The sequence below is a fragment of the Photobacterium sp. 270122K genome, assembly GCF_059941365.1.
This window is the reverse complement of record NZ_JBPOEN010000008.1, coordinates 154513-180244: the sequence shown is the minus strand read 5'-3', so window position 1 is coordinate 180244 and position 25732 is coordinate 154513. Positions and strand designations below refer to the sequence as shown.

Genomic DNA, 25732 nt, shown 5'->3' with positions numbered 1-25732 from the left:
TAATCGAACAAATAAGAGCGTACGCTAATGACGAAGGCAGCAGATAAAAAACTGATAGTCGGCCTAGATATTGGCACTTCCAAAGTCTGTGCTTTGGTCGGGGAAATCTTACCTAATGGTGAAGTCAACGTCATTGGGGAAGGCAGTAGTCCATCGAATGGAATGGACAAAGGCGGTGTGAACGATCTTGAATCGGTTGTAAAGTCGGTGCAAGGCGCGATCAACAAAGCCGAACTCATGGCTGACTGCCAGATCACCTCGGTATATTTGTCATTATCAGGCAAACATATTCGTTGCCAGACAGAAGAAGGCATGGTGCCTATTTCTGACAAAGAGGTAACGCAAGACGACGTTGATAATGTTATTCATACAGCGAAGTCAGTAAAAATCAGTGATGAACATAAAGTTTTACATGTAATCCCTCAAGAATTTGCTATTGATTACCAAGAGGGCATTAAAAACCCTGTCGGTTTATCGGGGGTACGCATGGAGGCCAATGTTCACCTGATCACGTGTCACAATGATATGGCACGAAATATTGTGAAGGCCGTTGAGCGCTGTGAGCTGAAAGTTGACCAGTTGATTTTCTCTGGGTTAGCGGCCAGTTATGCGGTGCTGACGCCTGATGAGCGTGAGCTCGGCGTGTGTGTCGTTGATCTGGGTGGCGGCACCATGGACATTGCCGTATGGACAGGGGGCGCGCTACGACATGCCGCAGTGATCCCTTATGCTGGCAATGTTGTGACCAGTGATATTGCTTATGCCTTTGGCACCCCTCTGGGGGATGCGGAAGAGATAAAAGTGAAATATGGCTGTGCATTGAGTGAGTTAGTGAACAAAGACGCGAAGGTCGATGTACCGAGTGTTGGCGGTCGCCCTTCTCGTAGTTTGCAAAGCCAAACGTTAGCGGAAGTGATAGAGCCTCGCTACAGTGAATTGCTGGGGCTCGTTAATCAGAAGCTCATCGAAGTACAAGAACAACTGCGTAATGCGGGGGTCAAACACCAGTTAGCGGCAGGTATTGTCTTAACCGGTGGGGCGGCACAAATGGAAGGATTGGTGGAATGCGCAGAGCGTGTTTTCAGCAATCAAGTCCGGGTTGGTTTGCCACTGAATGTGACCGGGCTGACCGAGCACGTTCAATTCCCGCACTATGCGACGGCAGTAGGTTTACTGCATTACGGAAAGGATAGTCAGACATTTGATGGCAGTGAGATTGAACCGAAACGCTCAGTTTCTGGTTTGTTCACAAAAGTTAGTGGCTGGTTTAGCAAAAATTTTTAAAACCTGATGCGAACAGGATGGACGGAGAGAACACATGTTTGAACCGATGATGGAAATGTCTGACGAAGCGGTAATTAAGGTCATTGGCGTTGGCGGCGGCGGCGGTAATGCTGTCGATCACATGGTACGTGAGTCAATTGAGGGTGTTGAGTTTATTACCGTGAATACGGATGCTCAGGCCTTACGTAAAAGCAGTGTCAGCACGGTGATTCAGATCGGTGGCACAATCACAAAAGGTCTGGGTGCAGGCGCGAATCCACAAGTGGGTCGTGACTCCGCACTGGAAGACCGTGAAGCCATCAAAGCTGAGCTACAAGGCTCTGATATGATCTTCATTGCAGCAGGCATGGGCGGCGGTACCGGTACCGGTGCAGCACCAATCATTGCTGAAGTCGCGAAAGAGCTGGGCATTTTGACCGTAGCGGTGGTGACAAAACCATTTAGCTTTGAAGGCAAAAAGCGCATGGCGTTCGCGGAACAAGGGATCGAAGAGCTGTCAAAGCACGTCGATTCATTGATCACCATTCCTAACGAGAAACTGCTGAAGGTCCTTGGCCGTGGTATTACCTTGTTAGACGCGTTCGCAAAAGCTAACGACGTATTGAAAAATGCGGTTCAAGGCATTGCGGAGCTGATCACGCGCCCTGGTATGATTAACGTCGACTTTGCTGACGTACGTACAGTTATGTCTGAAATGGGTCATGCGATGATGGGCAGCGGTGTGGCTACTGGTGATGATCGTGCGGAAGAAGCGGCTGAGATGGCGATTTCTAGCCCATTGCTAGAAGACATCGATTTGGCGGGCGCGCGTGGTGTGTTGGTTAACATCACGGCAGGTATGGACATGCGTCTTGACGAGTTCGAGACAGTGGGTAATACCGTGAAAGCCTTCGCATCAGATAACGCAACCGTTGTGATTGGTACCTCTTTGGACCCAGACATGACTGATGAGCTACGTGTGACAGTCGTTGCAACCGGTATCGGTAAAGAGTGCAAGCCTGACATCACGTTAGTGACATCATCAAAGCCTGTTCAGGCTGTGGCACAGGACAAACCTGTTGCTGCGCCAGTGGTTGAAGAGACGAAGCCACAAACGCCAGCACCGTCTGCGTCTGTTGCTGACTCTGCCGGCCAGGCGACGGCGGCAAAAGCCAAGCCACAAGCTGATCACGATTACCTCGATATCCCAGCGTTCTTGCGCAAGCAAGCCGACTGATCAATGTAATTGATTTGGGAAATTGGTCACAAAGTGATATGATATCGGTCCTTGTTCTTATTTTTTGCAAGGATCTGGGCCGATATTTAGGCAAAACAATAGTTGAGAAAAGCAGATGATCAGACAACGTACACTGAAAAGCATTGTGCAAACGACTGGGGTGGGTCTTCACTCTGGGCGTAAAGTCACGCTTATTCTTCGTCCGGCTGCTGCCAATACAGGGGTGATTTATCGCCGTACAGACCTTAATCCGCCTGTTGATTTTCCAGCAGATGCGAGTTCTGTGCGCGACACCATGTTATGTACCGCCCTCGTGAACGAGTCAGGGGTGCGTATCTCAACTGTTGAGCACCTGAATGCGGCACTGGCCGGTATGGGGATCGATAACGTGATTATCGAAGTGGATGCACCTGAAATTCCGATTATGGATGGTAGCGCCAGTCCCTTTATCTACCTGTTGCAGTCTGCGGGCATAGATACGCTGAATGCACCGAAACGCTTCTTGCGTATTAAGAAAACGGTGCGTGTTGAAGATGGCGACAAATGGGCAGAACTCCGTCCTCATAACGGTTTTCGTCTGGATTTTGCGATCGATTTTAACCATCCGGCCATCGATGCAGAGCAGCAGCGTTTAGTGTTAGACTTTTCTAGCCAATCTTTTGTTAAAGACATTAGCCGCGCACGTACGTTTGGATTTATGCGAGATATTGAATACCTTCAATCGCAAAATCTGGCGTTGGGCGGTAGCTTTGACAATGCGATCGTGTTGGATGATTACCGTATCTTGAATGATGACGGCTTACGTTTTGACAATGAGTTAGTGACACACAAAGTACTGGATGCCATTGGTGACTTGTACATGTGTGGCCATAATATTATTGGTGAAATGGTCGCCTTCAAATCTGGCCACGCCCTAAACAACAAGTTGTTGCGTGCAGTGCTGGCCGATCAAGAAGCGTACGAGTGGTCGACCTTCACGGATGAGCAGCAAGTCCCTGTGACGTTCGCTCAGCCAGGCATGGTCTTCGCCTAAGCTTACTTGCACTTAAGCATGAATTAAAAAAACGCCGGACGATGTCCGGCGTTTTTGTATGTCTTTTTTGTTTGTCTTTCAGCTTTTATTGCGATTCGCTAACGCCGCAATGCGCTCCAGTCGCACCCGGATTTTATCGGGGGCATGCTGTGCGGTCTGACGCAAATACTCCGCCGCTTGCGGCGTAATGGGTTTGCGTACAATGTCCGGTACTTTCTCTGTCTTTTCTTGCTGAACGGCAGCCAGCTGCGGGTTCACCTTGATCTCAATGCGTGTCAGGCTCGGCAGCAGGTTGGCACGCAACGTATTGCTGAGCGTGTTGCGTTCATAATTGAGTCGCATCGACCAGGCAGCAGAGGCGGTTTCGATGATCAGCACGCCCTGGCGAAAGTTACTGACCCGGCAGTGCTCGGCACACGCAAGGTGCGCTTTTACCGCTTTGTCCAGCTGACTTAAGGCGATAGCGCGTTGCTGAATATTGCCGATGGGGGTGTCTTCCAGCAAATGGCCGGGCGTTTGAGGGCGATGATCACGCATTACTGACGCTTCCTAGGCAAAAAAGTCGGGGCTTAGTTCTAATTTTGCGAATATGGTAAACCCTGTGGGGGATTAGCCATAGGCGGCACTGTGAATATGTCTTATTATAACCCGCTTAGGGGTACTGTGGCGAAGGCTGTCTGTCACGTGCAGTATGCGATGCTGTCGGTATGAATGGGCAGCAACGATCTGGAAAACTCCGGGTTTGTTTTCATTTTTCCCTTGAAATGATTGAATCAGACCACAATATCATTGTTATGCGTAGTTTTTCGGGTCAGCTTCCGTTGTCATACCAAATGGCGGATTTAGACGGGACAGGGATGGTAAATCCAATTTTGCACACAGTGTGGCTTTTGGTGAATCCCCGTTGAAAAATTCAGATTAAGCAATTCAGCCATTTATGCAGCTGAAATAACAAGAGAAAACGGCAAAGCCATGTTATCAAAACTACTGACCAAAGTTATCGGTAGCCGTAACGACCGCACTCTGCGTCGTATGCGCAAAATTGTAGATCAAATCAACAAGCTTGAACCTCAGTTTGAGAGCCTGCTTGACGAAGAGCTAAAAGCGAAAACGGTTGAATTCCGTGAGCGCCTTGATCAAGGTGAAGAGCTCGATCTGCTTCTACCAGAAGCCTTTGCAACTGTCCGTGAAGCCTCTAAGCGTGTCTTCGGCATGCGTCATTTCGACGTGCAGTTGATCGGCGGTATGGTGCTGAACAACTGTCAAATCGCAGAAATGCGTACCGGTGAAGGTAAAACCTTGACCGCAACCTTGCCGGCTTACCTTAACGCCTTGACCGGTAAAGGTGTTCACATTGTTACCGTGAACGATTACTTGGCTGCGCGTGATGCCGAAACCAACCGTGCCCTGTTTGAATTCTTAGGCATGACCGTGGGCGTGAACGTACCGAACATGCCGCCACAAGCGAAGAAAGACGCGTACGCCGCAGACGTATTGTACGGCACGAACAATGAATTCGGTTTTGACTACTTGCGTGACAACATGGCCTTCCGCCCTGAAGACCGTGTGCAGCGCGAACGTTTCTTTGCCGTGGTCGATGAGGTGGATTCCATCTTGATCGATGAAGCGCGTACCCCATTGATCATTTCCGGTCCTGCGGAAGACAGCTCTGAGTTGTACACCAAGATCAATTTATTGATCCCGCAGTTGGTGAAGCAAGATCAAGAAGATAGTGAAGAATACCGTGGCGAAGGCCACTACACTGTTGATGAGAAATCCAAGCAAGCGCACTTGACCGAAAACGGCCAAGAGTTTGTGGAAGACCTTCTGAAAGAAAATGGCATGATGGCGGAAGAAGATACGCTGTACTCGCCTGCCAATATCAGTTTGCTACACCACGTGAATGCAGCACTGCGTGCCCACGTGCTGTTTGAGCGCGATGTGGATTACATCGTAAAAGACGATGAAGTGATCATCGTTGATGAACACACCGGCCGTACTATGCCGGGTCGTCGTTGGTCTGAAGGTCTGCATCAGGCGGTTGAAGCCAAAGAAGGCACGAAGATCCAGAATGAAAACCAAACGCTAGCGTCTATCACGTTCCAGAACTACTTCCGTTTGTACAACAAACTGTCCGGTATGACCGGTACTGCGGATACGGAAGCGTTTGAATTCCAGTCTATTTATGGTCTGGAAACCGTGGTATTGCCAACCAACAAGCCTATGATCCGTGATGACATGGGTGATTTGGTCTACATGACCGAGTTGGAAAAGTTTGCGGCGATCAGCGAAGACATCAAAGAGCGTGTTGAAAAAGGCCAGCCGGTCTTGGTTGGTACGGTTTCGATTGAAAAATCAGAATTGCTGTCTAAAGCTCTGAAGAAGCAAGGCATTAAACACGAAGTCCTGAATGCTAAGTTCCACGAGCGTGAAGCGGATATCGTGGCACAAGCCGGTGCATTGGGTGCCGTGACTATCGCGACCAACATGGCGGGTCGTGGTACGGATATCGTATTGGGTGGCTCATGGCAGACCGAAGCGGCGAAGCTTGAGAATCCAACTGACGAGCAAATTGCACAGATCAAAGCGGATTGGCGTGTTGCTCACGATGCGGTATTGGCCGCGGGTGGTTTGCACATCATTGGTACCGAGCGTCACGAATCGCGTCGTATCGATAACCAGCTACGTGGTCGTGCGGGTCGTCAGGGTGATGCCGGTTCTTCGCGCTTCTATCTGTCGATGGAAGATGGCTTGATGCGTATCTTCGCCTCTGATCGTGTATCCAACATGATGAAGAAGCTAGGTATGGAAGAAGGCGAAGCGATTGAGCACCCTTGGGTGACCAAAGCCATCGAAAACGCCCAGCGTAAGGTAGAAGGCCGTAACTTCGACATTCGTAAGCAGCTGCTTGAATTCGATGATGTTGCCAATGATCAGCGTAAAGTCGTGTATGAACTGCGTGACGAGTTGATGAATGCGGAAGACATCAGCGACATGATTGAACAAAACCGTGAAGACGTGATTTTGTCTGTCATTGATGCACACATTCCACCGCAATCTCTGGAAGATATGTGGGACATCGCCGGCCTTGAAACGCGCTTGAAAGATGACTTCGATCTTGCGCTGCCGATTCAAGAGTGGCTAGATACCGAAGACAAGCTGTACGAAGAAGCGTTGCGTGAGCGTATCGTCGAGAAGGCTGTAGAGGTTTACCGTCACAAAGAAGAAGTGGTTGGTGCGCAAGTGCTACGCAACTTCGAGAAAACGGTGATGCTGCAGAACCTTGATACTTTGTGGAAAGAGCACTTGGCCGCGATGGATCATCTGCGTCAAGGTATCCACCTACGTGGCTATGCGCAGAAGAACCCGAAACAGGAATACAAGCGTGAATCGTTTGAGCTGTTTGAAGGCATGCTGGAAAACTTGAAGTCTGATGTGATCGCCATCTTGAGTAAAGTGCGCGTGCAGCAGCAGGAAGAGGTTGAGCGTGTCGAAGAGGAACGTCGTCGTTTGGCGGAAGAACTGGCCCGTCGTCAGCAATTCCAGCACCAAAATGCGGCGAGCCAAATTGCCGATGAAAGCGCTGAAGAGGGTGACGATAGCGCCCCTTACCAGCGTGATGAGCGTAAAGTGGGCCGTAATGAACCTTGCCCATGCGGTTCTGGTAAGAAATACAAACAGTGTCATGGTCAAATCAACTAATCGTTGAGATACCTGACAACAAAAGGCCGCCTATGCGGCCTTTTGTTTATCTGCTTATCTGTTTATATTTTCGAAACAAACAGATAAACAGCTGAATAAGAAAAGTATAGGTCAACAGAGATAGGGTTGAGTGTGGATAAGAAGCAAGTGTGGATCTCTGCTGGGATCATTCTAAATACGACGCAGGACAAAGTGTTTATTACCCGCCGTGCGGCGACCGCGCATAAGGGCGGTTTTTGGGAATTTGCAGGCGGTAAAGTGGAAGCGGGTGAAACGGCGGAGCAAGCCGTGATCCGAGAATTGCATGAAGAAGTGGGCATTGACGCCACCGCGCTTGAGCATTTCATGGCCTTAGAGCACAACTACCCGGATAAAGCCCTGACGTTTGATTTCTTCTTGATCACCGCGTTCAACGGGGAAGCATACGGCAAAGAAGGGCAACCTGGCGAATGGGTCGCGTTAGATAAACTGTGTGACTACGCGTTTCCGGAAGCCAATGCGGTGGTGTTGGATAAACTCATGGCGCGGGTTGTAAGCTGACAATGATTGGGTAAGCTGTGGTCCTGTGGTCCTGTGGTCCTGTGGTCCTGTGGTCCTGTGGTCCTGTTAGGAATACAGCAAGCCATATCTCCTTAGGGCCACAGAGCCTGTTAACCGCTTTTAATATCCCATATCTTCCGACCAGCCATCAGAGTCTGATAGATCCGGCGCGCCTGGGATGGCTTTTTCTTCTTCGGCCCATTCGCCTAAGTCAATCAGTTGGCAGCGTTTCGAGCAAAACGGGCGGAAGGGGCTGGCGTCACTCCATACGACCTTGACTTGGCAGGTTGGGCATTTGACTACCGTGATCGGGGTAGCAGCAGGGGGCGTTGACATGAGAAACCTCAGCAAATCGTTAGGTGAAATTCAATCGTGTCCGCAATGCTGGCGCCTTCTTCAAAAGGCAGAAAGCGAATGGCAAAGCGACTGCGATGGCCCGATATCATAGGATAAACCCCATGGTTTGGGCAAATATCGAGACGCAGTAAATTGGCATCATCGGCTTCATGTTGAAAGAACCCCCCACGCGCGACGCATTGCTGTGTTTGTCCGGCACCACGGATCAGGCGAAGCAACAAAGTGAGCGCCACATTCAGAGCACGGATACTGTCGAGCCAGCGCTGAATATCGACCCGTTGCTGGGCTGGCGGTAAATGTAACCAATGATGCAAAATAGGCAGGTCAAAACAGCAACTGCCGCCGGGAATGGATAAGCGCTGTTTGATTGCGCCCAGAAAGCGATCTTCACGCAGATCTTGACCAAGACGATTGGCTGCCAGCAAATGACGGTGCGCCAATTGCAGATGATCAAGGTGCTCACGTAGTGCCGTTTGATCGACGCCATCGATATTCAGCCATTGCTTGAGTTTGGTGCGTTGCTTGTCGAGATCTTTGGCAAGCTCTGTTTTGAGCTGGCTTTGTTCTAACACTTCCAACAAGTCAAATAGACCACGAAAGAACACTTGGTGTTGCCAAGGATCGCTGAATGCACTCGTCTGCTTGATTTGACGGATCAAAAATTCCAGCCGTAAATAAATACGGGTTTTCTCATTTAGCGGGTGCTCAAAGCGGTTCATTTGCATATCCATGTATCCCAAGGCGTGAAATATCCCACAGTGTGTAGCGATGCGTGTGTCATTCGTCGTGTGACGGTGGTGCGGTTTGCGCGCACAGCGCAAGGTACTGTTGGTGCAGGACGGCCACTTGTTGTGGCAAATCGTCACCGTTGCCATTATTGCAAATGACATCATCTGCAGCGGCCAAGCGATCTTGGCGTGAGGCTTGTGAGGCCAAGATTTGCTTCACTTGCGCGGCCTCGACGCTATCGCGCTGTTGGGTGCGGGCGACTTGTAAGGTTTCGTCCACATCCACCACCAATAAGCGGTCCGTCAGCGTTTGCAGGTTGTTCTCCACCATCAGCGGGACGACCAATAGGCAATACGGCGAACGGGCTTGCGCAATATCCGCGAGCATCTTTTCACGGATCATCGGGTGCAATAACTGATTGATCCAGTCTTTCAATGTCGGCTCGCTGAAAATGGCTGATCGTAGCTTAGCGCGATCAAGATGGCCGTCTGTCAGCAAGATGTCAGCACCTAATTTTTCTTCGATGGCACGCAGGCCCGCCGAGCCCGGTTCGACCACTTGGCGAGCAATGATATCGGCGTCGATAATATCAATCTGATAAGCTGCAAACAGATTGGCGACGGTGGTTTTACCGCTGCCAATCCCGCCCGTAAGGCCAATGACAAGGCACATGGTTTACATTCCTAAATAGCTTGAGAGGTACCAGTTTACCAGAGGTTCCCCCCATAAGATGGCAATCCATCCCGCCAGCGCCAGATATGGGCCAAAAGAGAACGGGGTTTGGCTGTCAGACTGCTGCATACGTATCATGATCAGGCCACAAATCGCACCCAGCAGCGAAGACGTTAACACCACAAACGGCAGAAGTTGCCAGCCTAACCATGCGCCGAGCGCAGCCAGTAACTTAAAGTCGCCGTAACCCATGCCTTCTTTACCGGTGATCAGCTTAAACAACCAGTACACACTCCACAGCGAGAGGTAACCGGCCATCGCGCCGATCACGGCATCTTGCAGGCTAAGCGGTGAATAGCCGATCACGGCCAGTAAGATCCCCGCCCACATTAGCGGCAGGGTGATTTGATCCGGCAGCAGCATGTTATCGATATCGATAAACGCCAGTGCAATGAGGGCAAAGCTAAAGAAAATGACCGCGATGGCCCATTCAGAGGTCGGTAAGACCAGCGCGACCGTCAGGGCGACTAACGCGGTAAAGGCTTCTACCGCCGGGTAGCGAGCACTGATCGGCGTTTGGCAATGCTTACAACGGCCTTTTAATACCAACCAACTGATGACCGGAATGTTTTCCAATGCGCTGATCGGGTGCTGGCACTGCGGGCAGCGAGAACGCGGTACACTTAAATTGAACGTGGGTTGCGGCTCGGCAGCTTCACCGCTCGGTGCTGTATCCGGAAAGTATTCTACACATTCGGCTTGCCACTGGCGTTCCATCATGATCGGCAGGCGGTAAATCACCACATTGAGAAAACTGCCGATCAGCAACCCGAAAATGGCGGCAAAAACGGGAAACAACCAAGGGGTCAGGGTGAGCAAGTCCATGTACGATCTCTCATTGGTATTGACGGGGAATATTGTAGGGGAATTGAGGTTGAGATCCTAGAATCTCAACCTTCAGAGTGAGGGCACATGGGTTGGAATGAACGGATGTGCCATTAGGTACAAAATAGGTGTTTAGCCGATTACACTCATCAATGTAAATATTGGCATATACATGGCAACGAGCAATCCACCAATGAGAGTACCAAGTACAATGATGATTAACGGCTCAAGAATTTTACCGAGGTTATCGACGGTATTGTCCACTTCCTGCTCATACAGAGTCGCAATTTTATTGAGCATGTCATCCAATGAGCCGGACTCTTCGCCGATCATGGTCATCTGCAGCATGAGTTCCGGAAAAATGTCACATTGGCGCAATGCGATGTGCAGCGGCATGCCAGCAGCGGTATTGGCATGGGCTTCCATGGTCGCTTGTTCAATGTATAGGTTACCGGTGGTTTTGGCGGCGGATTGTAAACCACTGAGCAGGGGAATACCGGCACTGAAGGTGGTGGCTAAGGTACGGGCAAAACGGGCGACTGTAGCTTTTAGGAGTACGCTGCCGATAATAGGGATACGTAGGTTGAAACGGTGTACGGTTAATTTGGTTTTGTCAGAACGTTTGTACTGGTAACTGAATACTATAAAAAATAGTATAGAGCCTAAAGATAGATACAAACCATAGGCAATGAGCCAGTCTGACATATCAATAACAAACTGAGTAAAAACAGGGAGTTCCGCACCAAAGCTTTTGAAAATGTTGGCAAATTGAGGAATGACAAATACCAGCATCATAATGGTGACGCCAACAGCCGTCAGGGTCACCATGGTCGGGTAAATCATCGCCTTGATGACTTTTTTGCGCATTTCTTCGTGTTTTTCACGATAAGTCGCAATGCGCTCAAAGACTTGCGCTAAGTGGCCGGTTTGTTCACCGGTGGCAATGAGGTCACAATAGAAATTATCAAACAGCGGGGAGCTGGTACGCATGGCGCGAGCGAGCGAGGAGCCAGCCTCCACTTGAATCGCCACTTGTGACAGTACCGCACGGGCTTCCGCTTTATGGTGACTGTCGGCCATCAGTTTGAGTGCCTGCACCACCGGTACGCCGGATCCGACCATGGTGGCGAGCTGGCGGGTGATGGCGGTAATGTCAGTGGCTTTAATTTGATTACGCAATTTGCTTAAACTGGAAGGGGCGCGATGCTTGAGTTTTTTAACCTGAATTCGTTGCTCGGTGAGCTTGGCACGCACTTCTTGCTCTTGAAAGCCCAGCATGACGCCTGAGAGTTTTTTCCCCGCTTGGTTCACTCCGCGCCAGTGGTAATAACGAATGCGGCTGGCTTGTGCCATAGTGCAACTTCCTTGTAAGACTTGATAAAAATGACGTGCTGTACAGTATGCGTTATCACGTGTTGGGTATCAGATTCATATCCACATAATCTAAAACCTCAACCCATGCACATGGCGATTAGGCAAAGTGCAGCACACGTTGTAATTCACTCAGGCTGGTGACGCCGTCGCACAGTTTCTCTACTCCGGCTTGTTGCAAGGTCATCATGCCTTGTTGGCAAGCCAGGTTTTCCAGTTCTAATGTCGTAGCCCCGGCCATGAGCGCCTGTGCCAGTTCTCGGGAGAAAGGCATGACTTCATAAATACCGACCCGGCCGATGTAGCCTTTGTTGCATTCATCACAGCCTCGTTCGCTGGCTTTGTATACAACCTGAAAGGCGGGGATCTTGAGTTTTTCTCTTACAAAATCATCGAGGTCATCGACCAGTTTACAGTGTTTGCACAGGCGGCGCCCGAGACGCTGGGCAATGATCAAGCTCAGCGAGGATGCTAAGTTGAAATCTTCGATGCCCATATTGGTCAAACGGGTGATGGTCTCGGCGGCGGAATTCGTATGCAGCGTTGATAAGACCAAGTGTCCGGTTTGTGCGGCCTTGACGGCTATGCCGCCAGTTTCTAAGTCGCGGATTTCCCCCACCATGACCACATCGGGATCTTGACGCAAAAACGAGCGCAGTGCCTCGGCAAAGCCTAAGCCGACCGTGGTGTTGATTTGCACCTGATTAATGCCGGGCAGGTTGATTTCCACTGGATCTTCGGCGGTCGAAATATTGCGCTCATCGGTATTGAGGATCTTTAAACCGGTATAGAGGGAAACTGTTTTACCGCTGCCGGTTGGCCCCGTCATTAAAATCATCCCTTGCGGCTGTTTGAGCGCATCAAGGTAGGCCTGCTTTTGCTGGGGATTATAGCCGAGAATATCAATGTCCAAATTGGCGCTGGAGCTGTCCAAAATCCGCAATACGACTTTTTCGCCCCACAAGGTCGGCAAAGTAGAGACGCGCAAATCGATCGCCAAGGTTGGCGATATTTTCAGCTTAATACGGCCATCTTGCGGTTGGCGGCGCTCGGCAATATTGAGCTTCGACATCACCTTTAAACGGGTCGATAAACGACGAGACAACGAGGATGGCGGTGTCGCGTGTTGGTGTAAAATACCGTCACAGCGCAGGCGAATGCGGTAGGTTTTCTCATACGGTTCAAAGTGGATATCCGACGCACTTTTGCGCACCGCATCCAGCAATATCTGGTTAATGTAGCGGGTAACGGGCGCCGTATCAGTACTGATATCGGTCGCCTCTTCGACGTTTTCGCCATCGCTAAGATCGACTAAATCGCCTAAATCGCTGTCACTGACGCTGGGTTGGCGTTGCGCGCCTTGACCGTCAATATCACTGCCGTAGACGCGTCGAATGGCGGCTTCCAGCTGTTTGTGATCGAGCAGTAATGGCTCAACGCTTTTGCCGGTGGTAAAGCGAAACTCATCCAATGCATCGTTTAGGGTGGGGTCGCTGAGCCCAATGAACAGGGTGCTGTCGGTGGCGTGCAGTGGCAATACTTTATGCCGTAGAATCGGGTCGCGTAAATTGAGGCTTTTACAGCAGTCTGCATAGTCGTATTGGTGAACATCGACTTGGGCAATGGAAAAGATCAGTTCCAATTGGCGAACGAGTTCGCCACTGGTCATGATCCCTTGTTGCAGCAAAGCCGAAGGGATTGATGTCCCTTCGGCTTGCACCATGTCCACTACCTGCTGCTGCTCTGCATGGCTAATCAGGTTAGCCTGATGCAAGATAGAAGCAAGGCTGGTGTGCATTTTAATTAAAGACCAGCCGTTTCAGTACAAGTTTTTGGCAATAGCTTTTGTGCATTGCTTGCTTTACAAGTCCAAGCACCAGCCGCACGTTCTAGTACAATTTTAGCGCCGTTCACATCTGGACTATTCCCTGTGCTTGCGAATGTAAGTAGAATTCTTGAACTAGCTTTTACAAAAGTGACAGCCCCATTCGTTGGGTCAATTACACCTAAATCGCTCATCGTCTGGCCTGCTGTGGTTCCATCAGGAAACTCACCTTCACTTACAACATATTGTTCAACATTACTTCTTAGTGATGTAATGGTTGCAAGTCCAGCGCCAAGTTCAGCTTTGGCTACATAAGTTTGGTATTGAGGGATTGCAATAGCTGATAACACACCAATAACCGCTACAACGATCATCAATTCAATCAACGTAAAACCTTTTTGCATTCTTTTGATTTGCCCTTTCATGTTTCTTTCCTTTTTAAATTTTTCCAAATGTTTAGCTAACAAGCCGAGATTAATTTCGGTAGGGGAAGGATATGCCCTTAGCACAATAGGCAGAATTCACTAACATTGATTGCTCGGCTCAGTCTAAAAAAAAACCAAACATGTTACATGCATTTCATTTCATACTGCGATTGAGTGTGAGCTTTTTAGCCCTATGGAATCAAAATCGGGGTGTTTTATGACTCACTTCGATGAGGTGGAAGTGGTGGGGAAAAAGGCAAAACGGGCAACATTGAGACAGTGATCACTATGATGCCCTACTTTTAAAAAGGAGATAGAGGCGGTTATTTGGGCTGAAAGCGCATGGAAAGATCCATGGCGCGCAGGTGTTTGGTCAGTGCGCCGACGGAAATATAGTCGACCCCGGTGCTTGCCATCTCGCGGATGGTCTCTAGGGTGACGTTGCCGGAGTTCTCCAGTGCGGCACGCCCTGCATTGAGTGCCACGGCTTCGCGCATCATGGCTAAGGTGAAGTTATCCAGCATCACGATGTCGGCGCCGGCTTCAATGGCTTGGCGTAGTTCATCGAGTGTTTCCGTTTCTATTTCTACCGGTTTGTCGGGGTGCTGGGCTTTTGCGGTGTGGATCGCCGCAGCAATGCCGCCACAAGCAATGATGTGGTTCTCTTTAATGAGGTAAGCATCATACACACCGATGCGGTGACTGAAACCGCCGCCACAGGTCACTGCATATTTGAGCGCGCTGCGCATGCCGGGAATGGTTTTGCGGGTGTCGAGTAAGCGACAGCCGGTGCCTTCCAGTTGGCTGGCATAGGCTGAGACGGTGGTGGCACAGCCTGATAAGGTCTGAATAAAGTTCATTGCGGTACGCTCGCCTGTGAGCAGGGCGCGTGAGGGGCCAGTCAACGTACACAGGGCTTGATTGGGCTGCACGCGATCGCCGTCTTGGACGTGCCAGTCAATGTTGACGGTACCGCCAAGCTGGTGGAAGACTTCTTCCGCCCATTGTTGACCGCAAAAAATACCCTGTTCGCGCGTGATGAGAATTGCCACATCGTGGCTATCTGCGGGGATCAGGTTAGCGGTAATGTCGCGACTGGCGTCAATATGGCCATGCTGGCCGATGCCGAGATCTTCATGTAGTGCATCGGCGACGGCGCGGCGGATCTCGTCTGGGAGTTGTTGTTTGAGCGCCTGTAGGCGAGTGGCACTGTCGTGTGTCTTTTCCATGTGAGTCATGACAAGTCCATAGCAAGAGAGTAGAAGGAGCGGTTTGATACCGCATTGTTCACGATGAAAGCATACAGGGAGGGGCGAGTTGAATAAAGAGAAAGGGACGAGGTGCGAGGGACGCGTATAGAAAGGGACTCGATTCGAAGAGCGAGTGTTAAAGGAAAGCGGGAAGGTCGGAAACACTTGACTTGTTTAGGAGGCTCAGCGAGTCTGCCTCGAACCTCGAACCTCGAACCTCGAACCTCGAACCTCGAACCTCGAACCTCGAACCTCGAACCTCGAACCTCGAACCTCGAACCTCGAACCTCGAACCTCGAACCTCGAACACAGGACTTTTCCATGTTTACGATTAATCAGCATCACTGGCTAGAAGGGGTGATGCATGTCCCTTCCCCGTTTTATGATGAACGGGAAGATGAAGACGATATCTCTTTATTGGTGATCCACAACATCAGTTTACCGCCCGGTCAGTTTGGTGGCCCGTATATAGAGCAGCTGTTTACCGGGCAATTGGATCCTGCGGTGCATCCTTATTTCACGTTGATTCATAAGTTTCGTGTCTCAGCTCACTGTTTAATCCGTCGCAATGGCGATATCATTCAGTTTGTGCCGTTCAATGGTCGCGCTTGGCATGCGGGTTTCTCGCAATTTTCAGGGCGTGACAAATGTAATGACTACTCGATAGGGATCGAGTTAGAGGGCACGGACACCCTTCCTTATACCTCTGCACAATATCAGACGCTGTCGGCATTAAGCCGCGTGCTGATGGTGCACTATCCACGGATTGATAGCGGTCGGATCACGGGGCATGAATTCATTGCGCCGGGGCGAAAGACGGATCCGGGCCTTGCGTTTGATTGGTTCGCTTACAAATCGTCGTTGTAATGTTTGGAACGCCCTGCGTCTTGCGACAGGGCTGTCAGTCTTTTCTACCGTATCGATGCGCACGCCGCTGTGGATTCTCTGGCTTTTCTGGTTATCATTTCTGTTGATGACTTTTGTGTGACATGTTTTAACAAGATTTCACAAGTTGAAATTTTTGTTAAATCCACCTTCATTCTATGATTTCAATCAAGTTGTCGGTAGACATCTTCAATTATTTCTGTAAACTTTCTCTCAACCGTTAATTGGTAAGACCAATTACCCGCAGTAATGCCGGACTGTTTAGAGACGTAATAAGTACAACGAAGACATAATTATAAATGACTTATAAACGCATTCGCCAACCCAAGCTTTCAGATGCTATCGAGCAAGAACTCGAGCGCCTGATCCTGGAGGGAACCTTATCCCCCGGGCAGCAGTTACTGCCTGAGCGAGAGTTGGCAAAGCAGTTCGATGTCTCTCGTCCTTCCGTGCGTGAAGCGATCCAGCGTTTAGAAGCCAAACAGTTACTGACCCGTCGTCAAGGTGATGGCACCTTTGTCAGCGAGAAGCTGTGGCAGCATTTTTCGGATCCATTACTGGCGCTGTTATCGGCGCACCCAGAGACCCAGCGTGACTTGCTGGAATCCCGCCATGCGCTTGAAGGCCTCGCCGCTTATTACGCCGCATTGCGCGGTAACGATGATGATTTTACCCGTATTCGCGCATGTCATCTGCGGATACAGGACGCTCAGCAACAAGGCGATTTTCCGGCCGAAGCCGCCGCCGTGATGCAGTACTTGATCGCGGTGACCGAATCCGCCCACAACGTGGTACTGCTGCATATCATGCGCAGCCTGATACCCTTGCTTGAGCAAAACATATTACAAAACTTTGAGCGCTTGAACCGCCGTCCAGAGGTGGTGGGAAAAGTGCGAAATCACCGAGCCAATATTGTCCAGGCGATCGTTTCGGGTGAGCCCGAGCGGGCCCGTGAAGCATCGCATGCACATTTGGCTTACATCGAGGAAACCCTGTTGGATTTATCGCGTGAAGAGAGCCGTCGAGAACGCTCACTTCGTCGGGTTCAACAACGCAAGGACGGGCTGGATTAATACTGCTCATTACAATGAAAGAGTGGTCGTAAACAGTCGCGACATTGTTAGTTTTGTAGATTATCAACGAAAGGATAGATCGCATGTCTGAAGTCATGAAAAATGACGTGGATGCACTGGAAACTCAAGATTGGCTTGAAGCCCTTGAATCAGTCGTTCGTGAAGAAGGTGTAGAGCGCGCCCAGTTCCTACTTGAGCAAGTACTGGACAAGGCTCGTCTTGATGGCGTAGATATGCCAACAGGTATCACTACCAACTACATCAACACCATCCCAGCCGATAAAGAGCCTGCGTATCCGGGTGATACCACGCTTGAGCGCCGTATTCGTTCCATTATCCGTTGGAACGCGATCATGATCGTACTGCGTGCTTCGAAGAAAGATTTGGACTTGGGTGGCCACATGGCATCTTACCAGTCTGCGTCTGCGTTCTATGAAGTCTGCTTTAACCACTTCTTCCGCGCACCTAACGAGGTAGACGGCGGCGATTTGGTTTACTACCAAGGTCATATCTCTCCAGGTATTTATTCTCGTGCGTTTGTTGAAGGTCGTCTGACTGAAGAGCAGTTGGATAACTTCCGTCAAGAAGTGGACGGTAAAGGTATTCCTTCTTACCCACACCCGAAATTGATGCCTGAGTTCTGGCAGTTCCCAACCGTTTCTATGGGTCTTGGCCCGATTTCTGCTATCTATCAAGCGCGCTTCCTGAAGTACCTTGAAGGCCGTGGCCTGAAAGAAACGGGCGCACAACGTGTGTACGCGTTCTTGGGTGACGGTGAGATGGATGAGCCAGAATCACGTGGTGCGATTTCTTTCGCTGCGCGTGAGAAACTGGATAATCTATGTTTCCTTATCAACTGTAACCTACAGCGCCTAGATGGCCCGGTTATGGGTAACGGTAGCATCATTCAAGAGCTAGAAGGCCTGTTCAAAGGCGCTGGTTGGAATGTGGTTAAGGTTATCTGGGGCAGCAACTGGGATTCACTACTTGCTAAAGACACCACCGGTAAGCTGCTTCAGCTAATGAATGAAACTATTGACGGTGACTACCAGACATTCAAATCGAAAGATGGCGCTTACGTGCGTGAGCACTTCTTCGGTAAATACCCTGAAACCGCGGCGCTTGTTGCTGACATGACCGATGACGAAATCTTCGCGCTTAAGCGTGGTGGTCACGACTCATCTAAGCTGTTTGCAGCATTCAACAATGCGAAAGAAACCGGTGGTAAGCCAACGGTTATCCTTGCGAAAACCGTTAAAGGTTACGGCATGGGTGAAGCGGCTGAAGGTAAAAACATTGCACACGGTGTGAAGAAAATGGACATGACCCATGTTCAACACCTACGTGATCGTCTAGGCCTGCAAGACATTCTTTCTGATGAGAAGATCAAAGATCTTCCTTACTTGAAACTGGAAGAAGGCTCTGCAGAGTACAACTACCTGCACGCACGTCGTGATGCGCTACACGGTTACACACCGAAGCGTCTGCCTAAGTTCACACAAGAATTTAAGGTGCCTGAGCTAGAAGATTTTGCCCCACTATTGGGTGAGCAAAAGCGTGATATCTCTACTACCATGGCTTACGTGCGTACGCTGAATATCCTACTGAAAGATAAAAATATCGGTAAGAACATCGTACCAATCATCTGTGATGAAGCGCGTACGTTCGGTATGGAAGGTCTGTTCCGCCAAGTGGGTATCTACAACCCGCACGGTCAGGAATACACCCCAGAAGATAAAGGCATCGTTTCTTACTACAAAGAAGCAACGTCTGGTCAGGTACTGCAAGAAGGTATCAACGAACTCGGCTCAATGGCATCGTGGGTAGCGGCGGCAACGTCTTACAGCACCAACGATCTACCAATGATCCCGTTCTACATCTACTACTCAATGTTCGGTTTCCAACGTATTGGCGACATGGCATGGCTAGCGGGTGACCAACAAGCACGTGGCTTCTTATTGGGTGCAACGGCGGGTCGTACCACGCTAAACGGTGAAGGTCTTCAGCACGAAGATGGCCATTCACACATCATGGCGAACACGGTACCTAACTGTATCTCTTACGATCCAACGTTTGCTTACGAGCTAGCGGTTATCATGCAAGACGGTATCCGTCGCATGTACGGTGAAGGCCAAGAGAACGTTTACTACTACCTAACAGTAATGAACGAAAACTACGCGATGCCAGCCATGCCTGAAGGCGCGGAAGAAGGCATTCGTAAGGGTATCTACAAGCTAGAATCTTACGCGGGTGAGAAGAAAGTTCAGTTGATGAGCTCAGGCACGATCATGAATGAAGTGCGCAAAGCCGCACAGATCCTGAGCGAAGAGTACGGCGTAGCGTCTGACGTTTACTCTGTGACGTCTTTCAACGAATTGACGCGCGATGGTCAGGATGCAGAGCGTTTCAACATGCTGCACCCAGAAGCTGAGCAGAAAGTCCCTTACATCACAACGGTACTGGGCAATGAGCCTGCTATCGCTGCGACGGATTACATGAAGAACTACGCAGAGCAAGTACGTGCGTACATGCCTTCTGAGTCGTACAAAGTGTTGGGTACTGATGGCTTCGGTCGTTCAGACAGCCGTGCGAACCTACGTCGTCACTTCGAAGTGAATGCAGGTTACGTGGTTGTTGCTGCACTGACTGAACTGGCTAAACGTGGTGATATCGAGAAATCTGTGATTGTTGAAGCAATCAAGAAATTCGACATCGACGCAGACAAGATCAACCCGCTATACGCGTAAGAGGCAATAAAACATGACAATCGAAATTAATGTACCGGACATCGGTGCGGATGAGGTTGAAGTTACTGAGATTCTTGTAAGCGTAGGCGACAAGGTTGAAGAAGAACAATCTCTTATCACCGTAGAAGGCGACAAGGCTTCTATGGAAGTACCGGCTTCTCAAGCGGGTATCGTAAAAGAAATCAAGATCGCAGTGGGTGACTCTGTCTCTACCGGCTCTTTGATCATGATCTTTGAAGCAGAAGGCGCAGCAGCGGCTCCTGCGGCAGAAGCACCAGTAGCGGCTCCTGTTGCAGCGCCTGCGGCAGCTGAGCTGAAAGAAGTTCACGTACCGGATATCGGTGGTGATGAAGTCGAAGTGACTGAAATCATGGTTGCCGTTGGCGACAGCATCGAAGAAGAGCAGTCTCTTCTGACGGTTGAAGGTGACAAGGCGTCAATGGAAGTGCCTGCACCGTTTGCGGGCGTGCTAAAAGAAATCAAAATTGCAGCGGGCGACAAAGTGTCGACGGGCTCACTTGTGATGATCTTTGAAGTGGCGGGTTCTGCACCTGCAGCGCCAGTTGCACAAGCAGCGGCACCTGTGGCGGCGGCACCAGCAGCCTCTGCAGCGAAAGAAGTACACGTGCCAGACATCGGTGGTGACGAAGTTGAAGTGACTGAAATTATGGTTGCGGTTGGCGATACAGTAGAAGAAGAGCAATCTTTGATCACTGTTGAAGGCGACAAAGCTTCAATGGAAGTACCTGCACCGTTCGCGGGCACCATCAAAGAAATCAAGATCGTAGCGGGTGACAAAGTGTCTACTGGCTCATTGATCATGATCTTCGAAGTGGCTGGCGCAGCACCTGTTGCGGTAGCGGCACCAGTCGCAGCACCTGCGGCATCGGCTCCAGCAGCAGCGCCTGCGGCTCCGGCAGCAGCACCTGCAGCAACGGGCGAATTTGAAGCTAACAACGAGTACGCTCATGCGTCTCCAGTTGTGCGTCGTCTTGCGCGTGAGTTCGGTGTGAACTTGGCGAAAGTGAAGGGTACAGGTCGTAAGCACCGCATCCTGAAAGAAGACGTACAGAACTTCGTAAAAGATGCGCTTAAGCGTCTTGAATCTGGTGCAGCAGCATCGGCGTCAGGCAAAGGTGATGGCGCAGCATTGGGCCTACTACCTTGGCCTAAGATTGACTTCAGCAAGTTTGGTGACACTGAAGTTCAGCCGTTGTCTCGCATCAAGAAGATTTCTGGCGCGAACCTGCACCGTAACTGGGTGATGATCCCGCACGTTACACAGTGGGACAATGCAGATATCACTGCGCTAGAAGTCTTCCGTAAAGAGCAGAATGCGATCGAAGCGAAGAACGATACCGGCATGAAGATCACACCACTTGTGTTCATCATGAAAGCCGTTGCGAAAGCACTAGAAGCGTTCCCAGCGTTTAACTCTTCACTTTCTGATGACGGTGAAAGCCTGATCCTGAAGAAGTACGTGAACGTGGGTATCGCGGTAGACACGCCAAATGGTCTTGTTGTTCCTGTGTTCAAAGACGTGAACAAGAAAGGGATCTACGAGCTGTCTGCTGAACTGGCAGAAGTGTCGAAGAAAGCACGTTCAGGTAAGCTAACTGCGGCAGATATGCAGGGTGGCTGCTTCACGATTTCAAGCCTAGGCGGTATCGGCGGTACAGCGTTCACACCAATCGTGAATGCGCCAGAAGTGGGTATCCTTGGTGTGTCTAAGTCTGAAATGAAGCCAGTATGGAACGGTAAAGAATTTGAACCGCGCTTACAGCTTCCACTGTCACTGTCATACGATCACCGTGTGATTGATGGTGCAGAAGGTGCACGCTTCATTACTTACCTAAACGGTTGTCTATCTGATATCCGCCGTTTGGTGCTTTAAGGTTTCCTATTGCGTTAACCCCCATGCCCGCATCGGCGGGCATGGAAGTGTTGCGTAGCTCACAGGCTGTCGCTCTGCCACTTTTGCTTTGTTAACAACTCTGTAAAATTGTTAGTTAACTGAAACAAAATGCACTGACGAATAGCCTGTTAGGGATAAAAGACTTACAACGAGGTCATGATGAGTAAAGAAATTAAAGCCCAGGTAGTGGTATTGGGTTCAGGCCCTGCGGGTTATTCTGCGGCATTCCGCAGCGCAGATTTGGGCATGGATACCGTGCTGATTGAAAAATACAGCACACTAGGTGGTGTATGTCTGAACGTGGGTTGTATCCCCTCTAAAGCCCTACTTCACGTTGCGAAAGTGATCGAAGAAGCTAAAGCAATGGCTGAGCACGGCGTCGTGTTCGGCGAGCCACAAACGGACATCAACAAGATCCGTCTGTGGAAAGACAAGGTTATCACTCAGCTAACGGGTGGCCTGGGCGGCATGGCGAAAATGCGTAAAGTTAACGTGGTTAACGGTTACGGCAAATTCACCGGTCCTAACACTATCGTGGTTGAAGGTGCTGATGGCCCAACAACTATTACGTTTGATAACGCGATCGTTGCAGCAGGTTCTCGTCCTATCGAGCTACCGTTCATCCCGCACGAAGATCCTCGTATCTGGGATTCAACTGACGCGCTAGAGCTGAAAGAAGTACCTGAAAAGCTACTTGTTATGGGTGGCGGTATCATCGGCCTAGAAATGGGTACGGTTTACCACGCGCTAGGTTCTCAGATCGACGTTGTAGAAATGTTTGATCAAGTGATCCCTGCGGCAGACAAAGACATCGTTAAAGTCTTCACTAAGCGTATCAGCAAGAAGTTCAACTTGATGCTGGAAACGAAAGTGACCGCTGTTGAAGCGAAAGAAGACGGCATTTACGTGTCAATGGAAGGCAAGAAAGCCCCTGCTGAACCAACACGTTACGATGCCGTACTGGTTGCTATCGGCCGTGTACCAAACGGTAAGCTACTTGACGCAGAAAAAGCGGGTATCGAAGTCGATGAGCGTGGTTTCATCAACGTTGATAAGCAAATGCGTACTAACGTACCGCACATTCATGCGATCGGTGACATCGTGGGTCAGCCAATGCTGGCACACAAAGGTGTGCATGAAGGCCACGTAGCAGCTGAAGTGATTTCAGGTAAGAAGCACTACTTCGATCCTAAAGTGATCCCTTCAATTGCCTACACTGAGCCAGAAGTCGCGTGGGTCGGTAAGACAGAGAAAGAAGCGAAAGCGGAAGGCATCAACTATGAAGTTGCCACCTTCCCATGGGCGGCATCTGGCCGTGCTATCGCATCTGACTGTGCTGACGGTATGACGAAGATGATCTTCGACAAAGACACGCACCGTGTGATCGGTGGTGCTATCGTCGGTACCAACGGTGGTGAGCTACTGGGTGAAATCGGTCTAGCGATCGAGATGGGTTGTGATGCAGAAGACATCGCATTGACCATTCACGCACACCCAACACTGCACGAGTCAGTGGGTCTGGCGGCTGAAGTGTTTGAAGGTTCAATCACTGATTTGCCAAACGCAAAAGCGGTAAAGCGTAAGTAATTACCTCGCCGTTGTTTGAATAAGAAAAAAGCGCCCTAGTGATGAGCTAGGGCGCTTTTTTTGTACCTGTTTTTGGGCTTAGATCTTAAAGGTGCCGACTAAGCTTTCGAGGCGCTGTGACAATTCACGCAATGCCTGACTAGATTGCGCCAGATCGTTGGCCGTATCTGCTGCACTCTGGGTGCCTTCACTGATCTCATCGATGCTACGATTGATGTCATTCACCACGGTAGATTGCTCTTCGGTTGCCGCCGCCACTTGCATGTTCATGTCAGAGATCAGGCTGATCCGCTCGGCAATAGACTGCAACGCGCAGGAGGCTTCATCGGATGCCGAGACGCCGTTAGAGGTCAATTGACGGCTTTGTACCATGGCCGTTACCGCATTGCTCGCTTCTTGCTGCAGGCGGTTGATCATGGTTTGGATCTCATCAGTTGATGCGGCTGTACGAGAGGCCAGATTGCGTACCTCATCGGCCACCACCGCAAAGCCTCGGCCTTGTTCGCCTGCGCGTGCTGCTTCAATGGCGGCGTTCAGTGCCAGCAAATTGGTTTGCTCAGAAATGGCGCGGATCACATCCAAAATGGTGCCAATCGCTTGGGTGTTGTTAGCCAGCGACTCAATCACCTGATTCACCTGACTGATGTCTTGCGACAATTGATTGATGTTGTCGCGGGCTTGTCCTACCACCTGCTGACCGTTACCGGTTTCGGCTTCGGCATTCGAGGCTGACTCTGCAGCGTGGGCGGCATTGCTGGCGATGTCGCTGACGGTCGCCCCCATTTGGTTAATGGCGGTGACTAGCTGCAAGGTACGGTCACGCTGGCTGTGACTGGTATTGAGGCTGGTGTCAGCTTGCAGTGCGACGGATTCAGCGGCGGCGCGCAGGGCATTGCCGGTTTGCGCGACCTCTTTGACTGAGTGGTGGATCTTGTCGATGAAGCGGTTAAAGCCTGTCGACAGTTGTGCCATTTCATCGCTGCCTTCAATGGGCAGACGGTGGCGCAAATCGCCATCCCCATCCCCCAACTCGTTAAAGACGCGGGCAAGACGGTTTATCGGCTGCGTGATATTGGCGGCAATAAAGACGGCCAGCAGAATGAACACAAACACGATCGCCACGGTCCACAGCATGATGGTTTGGGTCACAGAGTCTAACTCGGTGAATGCCTCATGTTCGGGTAATTCGGCCACGATAAACCAATCCATTGACGGGATATAGCTGGAGGCAACGATCAGCGGTTGCCCCTCACGGTCGAGTTTGGTGACGTTGAAGGTCGATTTATTCAGCAACACCTGACTGACAGCTTGGCTGTATTCATGTTGTAATTGCGCATTCTGATCATTGGTTTTGCCTTTGTGCAGGCGAATACGGCCTTGGCTGTCTGCCAGATAGATGAAGCCGGTTTGCTCCAGCGTGAACTGATTGATGAAGTTCACCATGCTGTCCATGGACTTCGATAACCCGCCTAACAGTACGCCTTGTGGTTGCTGGTAATTAATGAAGAGCTTCACCTCACCATTGTCTTCCCGATAGACACTCAGGGCGGTTTCTTGGCCGCTATTGACCAGCGTGCGGAACCACCCTTGGGGTTTGTGTTGCTTGGCCGTTGTAAAGCTATCCATCCAATACTGCCCACTGTCGCGGTTCGCAACCGACGCATCAAGCAGGTTGTATTGGCGCTTGATAGTACGCAATTCGGTGAGAATCGTGCGGTCTTGATCCGGGGATAACGGCGCCGCCACGTGTTGAATCATCAAACCACTTTGGGCCAGTTGTTGTGCGGCCGCCAGCAAGACCGAAATCTCTTTATCTATGGCGTTATTGAACTGCATCAGAATGGCAGGGAGTTCAGAAGTAAGAATGCGTTTTTCGATCACCTGATGAGATTGGCGAAGGCTGATGAAACTGACCAAAGAGGTCGAAAACAGGACTGCAAAGACAAAGCTGCAAACCAGTTTCTGTTTGATCGTGAATGAATGGATGGTCATAGGGTAGGCCTACCGTCGAGAAGATATTTAAGCCGATGGATAACATGATGCGTTAATAAGATGAAATGCATCAGGGATCGCGTGTCGTGCAATGGGGTGCTGGCCGAGAAGACGAGGGTGTGAATAGACCTGCCTTGGTATCAGCGCGTGTGTCTTTTTATCTGCAGGTAGTCGTAAAAACTTTAGTGATTTAGATCACCGATTTCTCTTATCGTTGAAGAAAGCCGGGTAGCCATACCCGTAA

The 25732-nt window shown here is 50.3% G+C and carries 20 protein-coding genes; 10 read left to right on the top strand and 10 right to left on the bottom strand.

All coding sequences use genetic code 11. The features are described from left to right. Positions 1-27 precede the first annotated feature (27 nt). The 3 genes from ftsA to lpxC all read left to right on the top strand — a co-directional run bounded on the left by ftsA (position 28) and on the right by lpxC (position 3533). Positions 28-1284 carry a cell division protein FtsA gene (gene ftsA, locus ACSF8W_RS15705; RefSeq protein ID WP_500848163.1) on the top strand — a complete coding sequence of 419 codons (1257 nt, stop codon included), beginning with the start codon at positions 28-30 and terminating at the stop codon, positions 1282-1284. Between the two features lie 34 nt (positions 1285-1318). Beyond that, complete coding sequence (ftsZ, locus tag ACSF8W_RS15700; RefSeq protein ID WP_500848162.1) at positions 1319-2500, top strand: cell division protein FtsZ; 1182 nt, start codon at positions 1319-1321, stop codon at positions 2498-2500. A 115-nt stretch (positions 2501-2615) separates the two neighbouring features. Beyond that, positions 2616-3533 carry a UDP-3-O-acyl-N-acetylglucosamine deacetylase gene (lpxC, locus tag ACSF8W_RS15695; RefSeq protein ID WP_500848161.1) on the top strand — a complete coding sequence of 306 codons (918 nt, stop codon included), beginning with the start codon at positions 2616-2618 and terminating at the stop codon, positions 3531-3533. 78 nt (positions 3534-3611) lie between these two features. On the opposite strand, the gene ACSF8W_RS15690 is transcribed toward lpxC, so the two are convergent. Continuing rightward, on the bottom strand, positions 3612-4070 hold the full coding sequence (locus ACSF8W_RS15690; protein ID WP_500848160.1) for a DUF721 domain-containing protein: 459 nt from the start codon (positions 4068-4070) through the stop codon (positions 3612-3614). A 435-nt stretch (positions 4071-4505) separates the two neighbouring features. Here ACSF8W_RS15690 and secA point away from each other — a divergent pair, with 435 nt between their 5' ends. Both secA and mutT read left to right on the top strand, forming a co-directional pair. Beyond that, positions 4506-7235 (top strand): preprotein translocase subunit SecA, encoded by a 2730-nt coding sequence (secA, locus tag ACSF8W_RS15685; RefSeq protein WP_500848159.1) that lies wholly within the window; start codon positions 4506-4508, stop codon positions 7233-7235. A gap of 132 nt (positions 7236-7367) precedes the next feature. Continuing rightward, on the top strand, positions 7368-7775 hold the full coding sequence (gene mutT / locus ACSF8W_RS15680; protein WP_500848158.1) for an 8-oxo-dGTP diphosphatase MutT: 408 nt from the start codon (positions 7368-7370) through the stop codon (positions 7773-7775). 120 nt (positions 7776-7895) lie between these two features. On the opposite strand, the gene yacG is transcribed toward mutT, so the two are convergent. The 8 genes from yacG to nadC all read right to left on the bottom strand — a co-directional run bounded on the left by yacG (position 7896) and on the right by nadC (position 15268). Then, on the bottom strand, positions 7896-8111 hold the full coding sequence (gene yacG / locus ACSF8W_RS15675; RefSeq protein WP_500848157.1) for a DNA gyrase inhibitor YacG: 216 nt from the start codon (positions 8109-8111) through the stop codon (positions 7896-7898). A gap of 8 nt (positions 8112-8119) precedes the next feature. Next, the gene (zapD, locus tag ACSF8W_RS15670; RefSeq protein WP_500848156.1) at positions 8120-8857 is read right to left on the bottom strand and encodes a cell division protein ZapD; all 738 of its coding nucleotides are present in this window, start codon (positions 8855-8857) and stop codon (positions 8120-8122) included. A 52-nt stretch (positions 8858-8909) separates the two neighbouring features. Next, positions 8910-9533, bottom strand: coding sequence for a dephospho-CoA kinase (gene coaE / locus ACSF8W_RS15665; protein WP_500848155.1), 624 nt, complete (start codon positions 9531-9533; stop codon positions 8910-8912). A gap of 3 nt (positions 9534-9536) precedes the next feature. Next, positions 9537-10418, bottom strand: coding sequence for a prepilin peptidase (locus ACSF8W_RS15660; RefSeq protein WP_500848154.1), 882 nt, complete (start codon positions 10416-10418; stop codon positions 9537-9539). 132 nt (positions 10419-10550) lie between these two features. Beyond that, the gene (locus ACSF8W_RS15655) at positions 10551-11771 is read right to left on the bottom strand and encodes a type II secretion system F family protein (RefSeq protein ID WP_500848153.1); all 1221 of its coding nucleotides are present in this window, start codon (positions 11769-11771) and stop codon (positions 10551-10553) included. Between the two features lie 118 nt (positions 11772-11889). Continuing rightward, positions 11890-13587 carry a type IV-A pilus assembly ATPase PilB gene (gene pilB, locus ACSF8W_RS15650; RefSeq protein ID WP_500848152.1) on the bottom strand — a complete coding sequence of 566 codons (1698 nt, stop codon included), beginning with the start codon at positions 13585-13587 and terminating at the stop codon, positions 11890-11892. Between the two features lie 5 nt (positions 13588-13592). After that, positions 13593-14039 carry a pilin gene (locus ACSF8W_RS15645; protein ID WP_500848151.1) on the bottom strand — a complete coding sequence of 149 codons (447 nt, stop codon included), beginning with the start codon at positions 14037-14039 and terminating at the stop codon, positions 13593-13595. Positions 14040-14362: 323 nt separating this feature from the next. Then, complete coding sequence (gene nadC, locus ACSF8W_RS15640) at positions 14363-15268, bottom strand: carboxylating nicotinate-nucleotide diphosphorylase (RefSeq protein WP_500848150.1); 906 nt, start codon at positions 15266-15268, stop codon at positions 14363-14365. 342 nt (positions 15269-15610) lie between these two features. Here nadC and ampD point away from each other — a divergent pair, with 342 nt between their 5' ends. The 5 genes from ampD to lpdA all read left to right on the top strand — a co-directional run bounded on the left by ampD (position 15611) and on the right by lpdA (position 23496). Beyond that, positions 15611-16156 (top strand): 1,6-anhydro-N-acetylmuramyl-L-alanine amidase AmpD, encoded by a 546-nt coding sequence (ampD, locus tag ACSF8W_RS15635; protein ID WP_500848149.1) that lies wholly within the window; start codon positions 15611-15613, stop codon positions 16154-16156. Between the two features lie 317 nt (positions 16157-16473). Further along, positions 16474-17247, top strand: a complete 774-nt coding sequence (gene pdhR, locus ACSF8W_RS15630; protein ID WP_500848148.1) for a pyruvate dehydrogenase complex transcriptional repressor PdhR — start codon at positions 16474-16476, stop codon at positions 17245-17247. Positions 17248-17330: 83 nt separating this feature from the next. After that, positions 17331-19994 carry a pyruvate dehydrogenase (acetyl-transferring), homodimeric type gene (aceE, locus tag ACSF8W_RS15625; protein WP_500848147.1) on the top strand — a complete coding sequence of 888 codons (2664 nt, stop codon included), beginning with the start codon at positions 17331-17333 and terminating at the stop codon, positions 19992-19994. Between the two features lie 13 nt (positions 19995-20007). After that, the gene (gene aceF / locus ACSF8W_RS15620; protein WP_500848146.1) at positions 20008-21888 is read left to right on the top strand and encodes a pyruvate dehydrogenase complex dihydrolipoyllysine-residue acetyltransferase; all 1881 of its coding nucleotides are present in this window, start codon (positions 20008-20010) and stop codon (positions 21886-21888) included. A 180-nt stretch (positions 21889-22068) separates the two neighbouring features. Beyond that, positions 22069-23496 carry a dihydrolipoyl dehydrogenase gene (gene lpdA / locus ACSF8W_RS15615; RefSeq protein ID WP_500848145.1) on the top strand — a complete coding sequence of 476 codons (1428 nt, stop codon included), beginning with the start codon at positions 22069-22071 and terminating at the stop codon, positions 23494-23496. A 78-nt stretch (positions 23497-23574) separates the two neighbouring features. Here the strand turns inward: lpdA and ACSF8W_RS15610 are convergent, their stop codons facing one another. Beyond that, on the bottom strand, positions 23575-25488 hold the full coding sequence (locus tag ACSF8W_RS15610; RefSeq protein WP_500848144.1) for a methyl-accepting chemotaxis protein: 1914 nt from the start codon (positions 25486-25488) through the stop codon (positions 23575-23577). Positions 25489-25732 lie beyond the last annotated feature (244 nt).

What these genes read in the sequence shown, in the direction of transcription:
- coaE (WP_500848155.1), bottom strand. Translation starts at nt 9,533, where the DNA reads ATGTGCCTTGTCATTGGCCTTACGGGCGGGATTGGCAGCGGTAAAACC.
- ACSF8W_RS15660 (WP_500848154.1), bottom strand. Translation starts at nt 10,418, where the DNA reads ATGGACTTGCTCACCCTGACCCCTTGGTTGTTTCCCGTTTTTGCCGCC.
- ACSF8W_RS15610 (WP_500848144.1), bottom strand. Translation starts at nt 25,488, where the DNA reads ATGACCATCCATTCATTCACGATCAAACAGAAACTGGTTTGCAGCTTT.
- yacG (WP_500848157.1), bottom strand. Translation starts at nt 8,111, where the DNA reads ATGTCAACGCCCCCTGCTGCTACCCCGATCACGGTAGTCAAATGCCCA.
- secA (WP_500848159.1), top strand. Translation starts at nt 4,506, where the DNA reads ATGTTATCAAAACTACTGACCAAAGTTATCGGTAGCCGTAACGACCGC.
- ACSF8W_RS15690 (WP_500848160.1), bottom strand. Translation starts at nt 4,070, where the DNA reads ATGCGTGATCATCGCCCTCAAACGCCCGGCCATTTGCTGGAAGACACC.
- nadC (WP_500848150.1), bottom strand. Translation starts at nt 15,268, where the DNA reads ATGGAAAAGACACACGACAGTGCCACTCGCCTACAGGCGCTCAAACAA.
- zapD (WP_500848156.1), bottom strand. Translation starts at nt 8,857, where the DNA reads ATGCAAATGAACCGCTTTGAGCACCCGCTAAATGAGAAAACCCGTATT.
- aceF (WP_500848146.1), top strand. Translation starts at nt 20,008, where the DNA reads ATGACAATCGAAATTAATGTACCGGACATCGGTGCGGATGAGGTTGAA.
- ftsZ (WP_500848162.1), top strand. Translation starts at nt 1,319, where the DNA reads ATGTTTGAACCGATGATGGAAATGTCTGACGAAGCGGTAATTAAGGTC.
- pilB (WP_500848152.1), bottom strand. Translation starts at nt 13,587, where the DNA reads ATGCACACCAGCCTTGCTTCTATCTTGCATCAGGCTAACCTGATTAGC.
- aceE (WP_500848147.1), top strand. Translation starts at nt 17,331, where the DNA reads ATGTCTGAAGTCATGAAAAATGACGTGGATGCACTGGAAACTCAAGAT.
- lpxC (WP_500848161.1), top strand. Translation starts at nt 2,616, where the DNA reads ATGATCAGACAACGTACACTGAAAAGCATTGTGCAAACGACTGGGGTG.
- lpdA (WP_500848145.1), top strand. Translation starts at nt 22,069, where the DNA reads ATGAGTAAAGAAATTAAAGCCCAGGTAGTGGTATTGGGTTCAGGCCCT.
- ACSF8W_RS15645 (WP_500848151.1), bottom strand. Translation starts at nt 14,039, where the DNA reads ATGAAAGGGCAAATCAAAAGAATGCAAAAAGGTTTTACGTTGATTGAA.
- ftsA (WP_500848163.1), top strand. Translation starts at nt 28, where the DNA reads ATGACGAAGGCAGCAGATAAAAAACTGATAGTCGGCCTAGATATTGGC.
- pdhR (WP_500848148.1), top strand. Translation starts at nt 16,474, where the DNA reads ATGACTTATAAACGCATTCGCCAACCCAAGCTTTCAGATGCTATCGAG.
- ACSF8W_RS15655 (WP_500848153.1), bottom strand. Translation starts at nt 11,771, where the DNA reads ATGGCACAAGCCAGCCGCATTCGTTATTACCACTGGCGCGGAGTGAAC.
- ampD (WP_500848149.1), top strand. Translation starts at nt 15,611, where the DNA reads ATGTTTACGATTAATCAGCATCACTGGCTAGAAGGGGTGATGCATGTC.